Below are 11,497 nucleotides of genomic sequence, written 5' to 3'. Positions count from 1 at the left end.
CGCGCCGACGGCGCCGCCGCCGACTGGCGCCAGGCCCGCGCGATGGGCGTGGTGCTGGGCGGCGCGCTGGCCGGCATCGCGCTCAGCAGCTACACGCTGGCGCGCGTCAACAACAACCTCGGCCTGACCATGCTGCACTGGCTGGACTTCAATGGCATGCTGCACAATCTGCTGGCGGTGATCGAAGGCGTGACCGGTTTGTTCGACGGCCTGCCGCGCGCGGACGGCAAGGTGGTCTCGCTGGCCGGCGGCTATGCGGCGCTGCGTCTGGTCAGCGCGCTGCTGCTGGCATTCATGCTGCCATGGTGCTTGTACCGCGCGCTGCGCTGGCAGCGCGGGCCGCGCCAGCTGGTGGTGGTGTTTGCCGGCATGACCTTTGCCGCCAACCTGTTCATGATGCTGACCACCTCGCTGGCCGACATGAGCGCGCCGACCGCCTCGGTGCGCTACCTGGTGCCATCGCTGCTGACCATGCTGCTGATCTTTGCCGGCCTGATGGTCGACCGTCACCCGCTGGCGCCGCTGACGCGCTACGCCGGCCTGGCGTCCATCGCGCTGCTGGCCACCAGCGCGCCGACCGCCTACCTGTATCCGTACAACGAAGTGATCGGCATGCCGCACCATGGCGCGCTCCTGAAAACCCCGGACCAGCAGCTGGGCGAGTTCCTGCAGCAGCAGGGCCTGCAATACGGTTACGCCACGTTCTGGAGCGCCGGCAAGATCACGGTCCTGAGCAGCGGCGCCGTGCGCATCCGCCCGGTGGCGGTCGAGCGCGGCCTGCCGATGCCGACCCGCAAACTCAGTTCCAACCGCTGGTACACGCCGGCCGCCTGGCAGGGCCCAACCTTTCTGATGCTGCGCGACAGCGAGCTGGCGGCGCTGAATTTGCCGCTGCTGACCGGCTACGCCGGCGCGCCGCGCCGCCTGCACTACCAGGACGCCACGATCCTGGTCTATCCGCGCAACCTGGCGGCGGCGCTGCCGGGCTGGGACATCGACGTCCGGCAGCCGCAGCATTACCCGATGGACGAGCACACGCTGCACCAGCGCGGCACGCTGCAGGACGGCGCCATGGTGGCGCAGCCGGGCGAGACAGGCAACCTGCATTTCGGCCCGATGCGCATCCTCGGCCGCGGTGCTTACGCGGTCAGCTTCGACATCGAAACCAGCGGCGCCGACGCCGGCGACTTCGGCATGCTCGACGTGGTCACGCAGGCCGGCAACATGGTCCACGCACGCCAGACCGTGATGGCGGCCGGCAAGCAACGCATCACCTTGCGCTTCGACACCGCCAGCACGCTGGACATGGTCGAATTCCGCGCCTTTACCAGCGGCCGCGGCCGCTTTGCGCTGAGCGGCATCGACGTCGCCCGCATCCCTACCGCTTCGGAGAAACAGTAATGTCAGCAACACCTTTAATCTCGGTCGTGATCCCGGTCTACAAGGCCGAGAACATGCTCGACGAGTTGTACACCCGCCTGCGCGACGCGCTGGAAACCGTCAGCCCGCAGTTTGAAATCGTGCTGGTGGAGGACTGCGGCGGCGACCGCTCGTGGGACGTCATCGAGCGCCTGGCGCGGACCGACCCGCGCGTGGTCGGCCTGCAGTTCTCGCGCAACTTCGGCCAGCACTACGGCATCACCGCCGGCATGGACCAGTGCCGCGGCGACTGGGTGGTGGTGATGGACTGCGACCTGCAGGACGCGCCGGAAGAAATTCCGCGCCTGTACGCCAAGGCGCGGGAAGGCTACGACGTGGTGCTGGCGCTGCGCGGCAAGCGCCAGGACCCGCTGCTCAAGCGCGCCACCTCGTGGCTGTATTACCGCCTGTTCAGCTACCTGGCCGACCTCGACATCGACGGCGACAGCGGCAATTTCCGCATCATGTCGCGCCAGGTGGTGAAAAACTTCGTGCGCATGCGCGAGCAGCTGCGCTTCTTCGGCGGCCATGTGCAGTGGATGGGCTTCCCGACCACTGGCATCCAGGTGCAGCACGCCGAGCGCGCCGAGGGCAAGTCCTCCTACACCTTCGCCAAGCTGTGGCGGCTGGCGATGGACACCATCCTGGCCTATTCCGACAAGCCGCTGCGCATGGCCGCCACGCTGGGCATGGCGATGGCGGCGGTGTCGCTGGCGTTCGGCCTGTACCTGCTGGCGTCGTCGCTGGTGCACCGTTCGCCGATCGCCGGCTGGTCCAGCCTGATCGTCTCGCTGTACTTCATCGGCGGCCTGATCATCGGCATCCTCGGCATCCTCGGCATCTACCTGGGCAAGACCTTCGACGAGGCCAAGAAGCGCCCGCTGTACATCGTGCGCCGCGCCACCCCCAACACCGTGCTGCGCGAGGACTGAGCCGATGGATATTTCCCTGTCGCAGATGGACCTGGAGCGCTTCGGCGTGATCACCGCCAAGGCCGCGCTGCAGCCGGACGACAGCGTCGCGGCGCTGGCCGGCTGGTGCCGCCAGCAAGCGGTGCGGATGCTGATCGCGCGCGTGCCGACCAGCGCGGTGACGCTGGTGCAGCAGCTGGAACAGCAAGGCGCCTTTCTCACCGATACGCTGCTGTACTACAGCCGCCGCGCGCTGGCGCCGGAAGCCGCGCTGCTGCCGGACGGCTACCGCTGGCGGCTGGCAAGCGCCGCCGACGCCGATGACGTGGCGGCGCTGGCGGCGCTGACCTTCAGCGGCTACGCCGGCCATTACCACGCCGACGCCCGCCTCGACCGCGCCACGGCCGACGCCGTGTACGAAGACTGGGCCGCCAACTCCTGCCGCAACCCGGCGGTGGCCGATGCCGTGCTGCTGATCGAACACGACGGCAAGCTGGCGGCCTTCGCCACGCTGAAGGACCGCGGCGCCGCGCTGCTCGAAGGCGTGCTGTTCGGCGTCCATCCGCAGCACCAGGGCCGCCGCCTGTACCAGGCGCTGATGCAGCAGGCCCAGCACTGGGGACAGGCGCACGGCTTCAGCGCCATGACCGTCTCCACCCAGGTGGTCAACCTGGCGGTGCAGAAGGTCTGGTGCCGGCTCGGCTTCGAACCGTCGTCCAGCTATTACACCTTCCACCAGTGGTACGGAGAAAACCCATGAATTACCTGTACATCATCGCCACCATCGCGCTGACCGTGTTCGGCCAGATCGCCATCAAGATGCAGGTGCTGAAGGCCGGCGCGCTGCCGGCGGCCGGCAGCGACAAGCTGCTGTTCCTGTTCAAGCTGCTGCTCAATCCGTGGATCATCGCCGCCTTTGCCGCCGCCTTCCTGGCCTCGGTGACCTGGATGGGCGCCATGAGCAAATTCCAGCTGAGCCATGCCTATCCGTTCATGGCGCTGAATTTCGTCATCGTCCTGGGCCTGAGCGCCTGGCTGTTCAATGAACCGATGTCCGTCACCCGCCTGGCCGGCGTGGCGCTGATCTGCCTCGGCACCGTCGTCGCCGCCCAAGGCTAAAGGACCCCCCATGCAACCGATCCCGTTCAACAAACCCTTCATGACCGGCCGCGAGCTGTGGTACATCGCCCAGGCCCACACCAACGGCCACCTGTCCGGCGACGGCCAGTTCACCAAGCAGTGCCACGGCTGGCTGGAGCAGCGCACCGGCGCCCGCCGCGCGCTGCTGACCCATTCCTGCACCGCCGCGCTGGAAATGGCGGCGCTGCTGGCCGAACTGCAGCCGGGCGATGAAGTCATCATGCCGTCCTACACCTTCGTCTCCACCGCCAACGCGTTCGTGATGCGCGGCGCGGTGCCGGTGTTTGTCGACATCCGCCCCGACACGCTGAATATCGACGAGACCAAGATCGAGGCGGCGATCACCGCCCGCACCAAGGTCATCGTGCCGGTCCACTATGCCGGCGTGGCCTGCGAGATGGACACCATCATGGACATCGCCGCCCGCCACCAGCTGATCGTGATCGAAGACGCGGCGCAGGGCATCATGTCGACCTACAAGGGCCGGCAGTTGGGCAGCATCGGCCACCTGGGCGCCTATTCCTTCCACGAGACCAAGAACGTCATCGCCGGCGAAGGCGGTGCCCTGCTGGTCAACGATCCGCAACTGGCCGAACGCGCCGAGATCATCCGCGAGAAGGGCACCAACCGCAGCCAGTTCTTCCGCGGCCAGGTGGACAAATACACCTGGGTCGACATCGGCTCGTCCTACCTGCCGGGCGAAGTGATCGCCGCCTTCCTGTGGGCCCAGATGGAAGAGGCGGAAAGCATCACCGCGCGCCGGCTGGCGCTGTGGGACCACTACCACGCGGCGCTGGCGCCGCTGGAAGCGGCCGGCAAGCTGCGCCGGCCGCTGCTGCCGCCGGACTGCCGCCACAACGCCCATATGTACTACATCCTGCTGGACTCGCTGGAACAGCGCACCCAGGTCATCGCCGACATGAAGCGGCAGGGCGTCAACTGCGTGTTCCACTACGTGCCATTGCACAGCGCGCCTTATGGCGTCAAGAACAGCCGCCAGCACGGCGCCATGACGCACACCGACCAGCTGTCCGACCGCCTGCTGCGGCTGCCGCTGTGGGTGGGGCTGGAGGCGGAACAGGAGCGCGTGCTGCGCGCGCTGCGCGAGGCGCTGTGAGCGGCGACACCCGGCCACCGCGCGCGGCCGAGCCGCCGCTGGTCATCGATCTGGACGGCACGCTGCTGCGTTCCGATCTGCTGCTCGAATCGGCGCTGGCGCATGTCCGCACCAGGCCGCTGCAGATGCTGGCGCCGCTCGCCTGGCTGGCCGGCGGCAAGGTCCATCTCAAGCAGCGCCTGGCGCAATCGGTGGAGCTGGACGTCACCGCCCTGCCCTACGACCAGCGGGTGCTGGACCTGATCGGGCGCGAACGGGCGGCCGGACGCCGCATCGTGCTGGCCACCGCCAGCCATCGGCTGTATGCCGACCGCATCGCCGCGCACCTGCAGCTGTTTGACGAGGTGCTGGCCAGCGAGGGCGCGGTCAATCTATCGGCCGAACGCAAGCGCGACCGCCTGCTGCAACGGTATGGCGCACAAGGCTACGATTACGCCGGCAACGCCGCCGACGATCTGCCGGTATGGGCCGGCGCGCGGCACGCCTACGTGGTGAGCGCCGGCGGCCGGCTGCAACGGCGCGCCGCGGCGCAGGGCAATGTCGCCGCGGTGCTGCCGCCGCCAGCGCCACTGCAGCAGTTGCGCGCCGGCCTGCGCGCCATGCGCCTGCACCAATGGGCCAAGAACCTGCTGATTTTCCTGCCGCTGCTGGCGGCCCATCAGGCGCACCAGCCGCAGCACCTGCTGGCCGGGGTGTTGGCCTTTATCTGCTTCAGCCTGTGCGCCTCCAGCGTCTACCTGCTGAACGACCTGCTGGACCTGGACGACGACCGCCACCACCACAGCAAGCGCCGGCGGCCGTTCGCCTCCGGCCAGCTGCCGCTGCTGGCCGGCATCCTGCTGACGCCGCTGCTGCTGGGGGCGGCCTTCGCGCTGGGATTGACGCTGCTGCCGTGGCGGTTCAGCGCCGTGCTGCTGGCGTATTACGTGCTGACCCTGGCTTATTCGCTGTACCTGAAGCGGCTGATGGCGCTGGACGCCATCACGCTGGCGGGCCTGTACACGCTGCGCCTGATTGCCGGCGGCGCCGCGTTCGGCGTGCCGCTGACGTTCTGGATGCTGGCGTTCTCCATGTTCATGTTCCTCAGTCTGGCGCTGGTGAAGCGCTACGCCGAGCTGCGCGTGGCGCGCCATCGCGGCGACACCCATCAGGCGCGCGGGCGCGGCTACTTCCCCGGCGACCTGGAAATGATCGCATCGCTGGGCGCGGCGTCCGGCTATCTGAGCGTGCTGGTGCTGGCGCTGTATACGCAGGACCGCGCCACCATGGCGCTGTATCGCCAGCCGCAGCTGATCTGGCTGGCCTGCCCGCTGCTGCTGCTGTGGGTCACCCGCATCTGGATGCTGACCCATCGCGGCGAGATGCACGACGATCCGGTGGTGTTTGCCCTCAAGGACCGCACCAGCCTGGTGGTCGGCGCGCTGTTCGCGCTGATTTTCTGGTCCGCTACCTGAAACCGTTTTTCAGGCCGCCGCCAGGATAGGCCAGCAGGTCGAAGGTTCCGCAGTCGATCCGCGCGGCCGGCGCGCCGTTCTGGCGGATCAGCGTCCCGGCGTCCAGCACGTCCAGTTCCTGCCCGTGGCCCACCAGCACGAAATCATAGGACCGGCGGAATACCGACTCGCTGGTTATCCAGTGCATCGGTTCCAGCTCCTTGGTGTACGGCGCGATCATGCGCGGATGGCGGCTCAGCATGCCGAAGCGCTTGGCGTCCCAGTAATTGGACATGCCGTACTGCAGGCCATATTGCGCGATCGCCCCATCCATGCACGCCACCTGCGGCGGATAGTAGGTCCGCTGCGTGGCGCCGAGGTCGCGCAGCACCGGCAGCAGCATGGACTGCGTCAGCCACACCGCGCACAGCAACAGCGCCGCCGTCAGGTGGCGATGCCAATGCTGCGGCAGACTGGTGTACAGCAGCACCGGCGCCACCAGCAGCGGCAGCACATAGGCGGGAATGAAGTAGCGCACTGTCGGCGTATTGGCCGACAGCAGCACCGCCGCCAGGGTGCCCGCCATCGACAGCCAGTTGAACAGCGCCAGCCGCGCCGCCAATGGCTGGCGCAGGCGCCAGCCACGCCCCAGCAAGGCGCCGGCCAGCAGCGCGCTCAATACCAGGTAGTACATCATCAGCAGCGCCAGGCAGGCCGGCGCATAGTGCCAGGTCTCGTCCAGTATCCGTCCCAGCTGCGGCAGATTGAGCGCGACCGCATCCAGCGACATCATCCACGGCAGCGTCAGCGCGTGCGCCACCAGCCGGTACAGCCGCACGCCGATCAGCGAGCCAAGCACGATCGCCAGCGCCTGGCGCTTCCACGGCAAGCGCTGGCGCCAATGCAGCGCGGCCAGCGTCAGCACCGCCGGCAGCGTGTATTGCAGCAGGTACAGGCGGTCCGACAAGGCCGCCAGCATGGCCACGCCGCCCAGCAGCCAGCAGGACTGCCGGAACTCCAGCCGCAGCGACAGCAGCAACAGCAGGAACACGCCGCAATGGAACGCGCTCAGGTAGAAATAGATGTAAGGCGAGATGGCGTGCATCGCCCAGTAGAACACCAGCACGGTGGCGCAGCTCGCCGTGGCCAGCGCCTGGCGGGCGTCGATGAGGGCGCGCGCCAGCCACAGCATCAGCGCGAACAGCAACAGCCCTTGCAGCACAAAATAGGCCGGCAGCGCGTGGAAGAAATCGCCGGCCGCCCAGCGCGCCAGGAAGAACAGCGGCCAGTCCGGCAGGAACGATGGCGCCGGCGTCAGATTCCACTGCGACAGGCGTCCGCCCTGCTCGACCAGATCGTGGTACAGCGCCGGCAGGTAGTCGCTGTCGGAATGGAACAGCAGCGCCACATCCGCCTTCAGTTGCAGATACCACAGCACGGCGGCCAGCAGCGTCAGCCCGATGCACAGCGCCGCCAGCAGCGGCAGGCCATGGCGTTCGAGCAGGCGTTTCACTGGATGCGCGCGCCGGCGCGCGGGTAGACCAGCACATTCAACGGGCCGCAGCCGACCACCGCCAGCGGCGCGCCGTTCAGCGCCACCACCGTGGACTGCGATGGCCGGTCGCCATCGCTGGCCTGCGGCGCGGCCAGCGCAAAGTCATAGCGGTCGCGGAAGTTGGCCATGCTGGTGATCCAGTTCAACCGTTGCAGGTCCGGCTTGACCGGCGCCACGCTGGGCTGGCGGTGGCTGTTCATGGCCAGCCAGCCAGCGTCCCAGTAGCCGCCAAAACCGTGCTGCAGATCGTACTGCGCCAGCACGCGGTCGATGCAGGCCACCGGCGCCGGATAATATTCCTGCTTCAGCGCGCCGCCGGTCGAGATCGTATGCGCCATGCCTGCGCCCGCCACGGCGGCAAGTCCCAGCAACAGCGACTGCGACAATTCCAGCAGCGCCGGCTGGCGCGCGCGCCACGATGCGAACAGCAGCACCGGCCCCAGCACCAGCGGCAGCACGAACATCGGGATCAGATAGCGGGTGGTGGCCGGCGCCGACGACAGCGCCATCACCAGCAGCAGGCCGGCCGTGGCGGACAGGTTGAACATGCCCAGCCACGCGGCTTCCGGCCGGGCCAGGCGCCAGCGGCCCCGGCCCAGCAAGGTGCCCGGCGCCAGCGACAGCAGCAACAGGTAGTACAGCGCCACGTACCAGGCCAGCGGCGCGCACGGTCCGCGCAGCGCGCTAAACACGTCCAGCAATTCCTGCACGCGGACGGCGGCAAACGCCGGCGCCAGCTTCCACGGCATGCTGGCGCTGTTCGGCACCAGCAGCTTGAGTTTATACAGCAGCACGCCGGCGACGCAGCCGGCCAGCATGGCCAGGCACAGGCGGCGCCACTGCGGGAAATCCTTGCGCAGCAACAGCAGCATGCCAAGCGCGGGCAGCACGAACTGCAGCGCATACAGGCGGTCCGACAGCACGGTGGCGGCCACCAGCAGCGCCAGGCCCGGCACCGAACGGCGCAGCACCAGCAGCAGGCCGGCCAGCACCATCAGGAAGGTGCCGAAGTGGTAGCTGCCCAACATCACATAGGCGTAGGGATAGCCGGCGCGGCTGGCGGCAAAGCACACCATCGCGGTGGCGGCGGTGGCGGCCGCCGCCGCCTGCAGCAGCGGCGCCTGGCGGCGCACCAGCAGCAGCAGCAGCCCCCACAGCGCCAGCGCCTGCACCGCCATCAGCACGGCCAGCGCGTGATAGGTGTCGCCAGCCACGCCGCGCGCGCCAAAGTACAGCAGCCAGTCCGGGAAGAAGTACGGCGCGGGCGTCAGATACCATTGGTTCAGGTGGCCGCCGCGCACCAGCACGTCGTGGTACAGCGCCGGCAAATACAGCGCGTCCGAATTGAAGAACATCAGCGGATCGACCGCCTGCTGCAGATAGATCACGGTCATGGCGCCGACCGCCAGCAGTCCCAGCAAAACGGCCAGCGCAAGTTGCGAAACACGCCGCATCACAGGCTCAGCTTCTTGAAGACGGCCTCCGGAATCGCGCGGATGACGGTCATGATGCCCAGCCAGAAGAATGGCGTGTAGAGCACGTTGCGGCGGCCATCCATGGCCTTGACGATGGCGCCGGCCACCTGCTCCGGCGTGGCCCACAACGGCCCTTTCGGGAAGGCGGCCGTCATCGGCGTATCGACAAAGCCGGGCTTGATGGTCAGCACGTGCACGCCGGCCTTGAACAGGCGGTTGCGCAAGCCCTGGAGGAACACCGCCAGCATGCCCTTGGCGCTGCCGTAGACGTAGTTGGATTGGCGGCCGCGGTCGCCCGCCACCGAGCCGATCACCGCAATGACGCCGCGGCGCTGCGCTTCGAAACGGTTGGCGATGATGGTCAGCAGCGAGATCACGCTCAGCGCATTGGTGCTGATCTCCTGCAGTGCCAGCGCGGCGTCGGCCTGGCAGGCTTGCTGGTCGGGCAGCGTGCCGTGCGCGATCAGCACCGTGTCGAGACCGCCCAGCGCGCCGGCGGCGTCTTCGATGGCGGCGGCGTGGCGGGCAAAGTCGTTGGCGTCGAAGCACGCGCCGGCGGTGCTTGCCGCGCCGCGAATCTTCAGGTCGGCCAGCAGCGCGTCGAGACGCTCGCCATTGCGCGCCAGCAGGTACAGGGCGTCGCCGCGCTGGGCAAAGCGGCGCGCGGTGGCCTCCGCGATGGCCGAGGTGGCGCCGATGATGAGGATTTTTTGCATGTCAGAGTCCAAGACGGTTGGATTGGCAGGAGGCGAAGGCGCCGATGGCGCCGTAGTCGCGCCGCACCTGCTGGAAGGCGCGGTGTTGCGGATAGCTGTGCTGGAAGGTGGCGGCGCTCATGCGCGCATCCTTGGCCAGGTAGTGGCGGCCGCCGGCAGCCAGCACCATGGCGTCGAGTTCATTCAGCAGTTCAAGCAGGCCATGCTGCAATTTGAAGTCCAGCGCCAGCGTGTAGCCCTCCATCGGGAACGACAGGTAATTGTCGTTGGCGGGGCCGAAGGTTTTCAGCACCGCCAGGAACGAGCCGCGTCCCGACGCGGCGATGCGCGCCACGATGGCATGCAGCGCCTGCGTGCCGGCCGCGCGCGGGATGACGAACTGGTACTGCACAAAGCCGGCCTTGCCGTACAGGCGGTTCCAGTGCAGCAGGCCGTCGAGCGGATAGAAGTACGGCTGGTAATGCACGCGCGCCTGCGCGCTGCGCGGCTGGTGGTAGTACAGCGTGTTGAAGGCGCCGATGGTGTGGCGGTTCAGCAGTTGCGGCGGCAGGTCGAGCGGCAGACTGCGGCTGCGCCGGGGCAGCGGCGCCAGTCCGCCTTCGTCCGCATGCTCGCCCAGCATCAGCAGCGAGCGGCCCAGCCGCGCGCCGGCGGTGACGCAGTCGATCCAGGCCACCGAGTAGCTGGCGCTGCGGTGCTGCTCGAACAGCGCCAGCACCTCGGCCAGCGAGCCGGCGCGCAGCGTGGTCTGCTCGATGTAGGCGCTGCGCACGCGCCGCATCCGCAGCGTGACCGTCAGCAGAATGCCGGTCAGGCCCATGCCGCCGCAGGTGGCGCGGAACAGTTCCGGATGGACGTCGCGCGCGCACTGCAGCACGCTGCCATCGGCCAGCAGCAGTTCAAACGACAGCACATGGGCGCTGAAGCAGCCATCCAGGTGGTGGTTCTTGCCGTGCACATCGCTGGCGACCGCGCCGCCCACCGTGACATACCTGGTGCCGGGCGTCACCGGCAGGAACCAGCCCTGCGGCAGCAGCACTTCCAGCAGGTCGTCCAGCGTGGCGCCGGCTTCGCAGCGCAGGATGCCGCTGGCGGCGTCGAAGTCCAGCAGCAGGTGGCGCCGCGTGTTGTCGATCACCAGCGGCGCCAGCGCGCTGTCGCCATAGCTGCGGCCCAGGCCGCGCGCGATCAGCGCCGTGCCATGGCGGGCGGCCAGCAGGCGCGCCGTGGCGCTGGCGCTGGCCGGCGCCAGCACGTCGGCCTCGACCACCGGATAACGTCCCCAGCCGTGAATGCGCATCAGGCGGCCGCCGCGCGGAACACGTAGCGCTTGTCGAGCTGGTACTTGCACAGATAGCCGATGGCCAGACCCAGTGCGGCGCCGAGGTAGCGGCCCTCACGGCTGTCGAATACATAATTGAAGCCGAATTCGAAGCCCCAGAAAACCGCCGTCGTGACCAGGCCTGCCGTGGCGTACAGCACGAATACGCGGCTGTCGTGGCCCAGGTTGTCGGCCTTGAAGCGGAAGATGTAGCGCTTGTCCAGCACATACTTGAACACCAGGCCGGCGGCGGTGCCGGCCACCGCCGCCAGCGCCAGGTCATACGGACCGGCATATACGCGCGTGGACAGATCCTGCACGGCGATGTTGAACAGCGTGGCGAGGATCGCCAGCAACAGATAGGTACGGGCCAGTTTCATGTCAAATATGTCAATCATATCGGATTGCAT

General features: G+C 68.1%; 11 protein-coding genes. 6 read left to right on the top strand and 5 right to left on the bottom strand.

The genetic code is table 11. The features are described 5' to 3' along the window. The 6 genes from GJ698_RS30475 to GJ698_RS14550 form a co-directional block, all read left to right on the top strand. Window positions 1–1,401 (top strand): hypothetical protein (locus tag GJ698_RS30475; protein WP_166454868.1); only part of this gene is annotated, 1,401 nt, incomplete at its 5' end. Next, a complete protein-coding gene (locus GJ698_RS14570) occupies window positions 1,401–2,351 on the top strand; it encodes a glycosyltransferase family 2 protein (protein ID WP_154358336.1) in 951 nt (316 codons plus the stop codon). The genes GJ698_RS30475 and GJ698_RS14570, both read left to right, overlap by 1 nt. A 4-nt stretch (window positions 2,352–2,355) precedes the next feature. Beyond that, window positions 2,356–3,090: a GNAT family N-acetyltransferase gene (locus GJ698_RS14565; RefSeq protein ID WP_154358335.1), complete on the top strand. Its 735-nt coding sequence runs from the start codon at window positions 2,356–2,358 to the stop codon at window positions 3,088–3,090. Then, window positions 3,087–3,449, top strand: a complete 363-nt coding sequence (locus GJ698_RS14560) for a DMT family transporter (RefSeq protein WP_154358334.1) — start codon at window positions 3,087–3,089, stop codon at window positions 3,447–3,449. Before GJ698_RS14565 ends, GJ698_RS14560 begins: the two co-directional genes overlap by 4 nt. A 10-nt stretch (window positions 3,450–3,459) precedes the next feature. After that, a complete protein-coding gene (gene rffA / locus GJ698_RS14555) occupies window positions 3,460–4,587 on the top strand; it encodes a dTDP-4-amino-4,6-dideoxygalactose transaminase (protein WP_154358333.1) in 1,128 nt (375 codons plus the stop codon). Beyond that, complete coding sequence (locus GJ698_RS14550) at window positions 4,584–6,041, top strand: UbiA family prenyltransferase (protein ID WP_371865312.1); 1,458 nt, start codon at window positions 4,584–4,586, stop codon at window positions 6,039–6,041. Before rffA ends, GJ698_RS14550 begins: the two co-directional genes overlap by 4 nt. On the opposite strand, the gene GJ698_RS14545 is transcribed toward GJ698_RS14550, so the two are convergent. Genes GJ698_RS14545 through GJ698_RS14525 form a run of 5 tightly spaced genes read right to left on the bottom strand, consistent with a single transcriptional unit; the run spans window position 6,034 to window position 11,485 of the window. Next, the gene (locus GJ698_RS14545) at window positions 6,034–7,533 is read right to left on the bottom strand and encodes a hypothetical protein (RefSeq protein WP_154358332.1); all 1,500 of its coding nucleotides are present in this window, start codon (window positions 7,531–7,533) and stop codon (window positions 6,034–6,036) included. The genes GJ698_RS14550 and GJ698_RS14545 overlap by 8 nt on opposite strands. Further along, window positions 7,530–9,029 (bottom strand): hypothetical protein, encoded by a 1,500-nt coding sequence (locus tag GJ698_RS14540; protein ID WP_154358331.1) that lies wholly within the window; start codon window positions 9,027–9,029, stop codon window positions 7,530–7,532. The genes GJ698_RS14545 and GJ698_RS14540 overlap by 4 nt, the downstream gene beginning before the upstream one ends. Continuing rightward, a complete protein-coding gene (locus GJ698_RS14535; RefSeq protein ID WP_154358330.1) occupies window positions 9,029–9,766 on the bottom strand; it encodes an SDR family oxidoreductase in 738 nt (245 codons plus the stop codon). The genes GJ698_RS14540 and GJ698_RS14535 overlap by 1 nt, the downstream gene beginning before the upstream one ends. A 1-nt stretch (window position 9,767) precedes the next feature. After that, on the bottom strand, window positions 9,768–11,066 hold the full coding sequence (locus GJ698_RS14530) for an FAD-binding oxidoreductase (protein WP_154358329.1): 1,299 nt from the start codon (window positions 11,064–11,066) through the stop codon (window positions 9,768–9,770). Then, the gene (locus tag GJ698_RS14525) at window positions 11,066–11,485 is read right to left on the bottom strand and encodes a GtrA family protein (RefSeq protein WP_166454867.1); all 420 of its coding nucleotides are present in this window, start codon (window positions 11,483–11,485) and stop codon (window positions 11,066–11,068) included. The genes GJ698_RS14530 and GJ698_RS14525 overlap by 1 nt, the downstream gene beginning before the upstream one ends. Window positions 11,486–11,497 lie beyond the last annotated feature (12 nt).

The sequence above is a fragment of the Duganella aquatilis genome, from assembly GCF_009674565.1.
GTDB classification, from domain to species: domain Bacteria; phylum Pseudomonadota; class Gammaproteobacteria; order Burkholderiales; family Burkholderiaceae_D; genus Rugamonas; species Rugamonas aquatilis.
The sequence above is the reverse complement of the archived record's forward strand: the minus strand, read 5'-3'. Positions and strand labels throughout refer to the sequence as shown.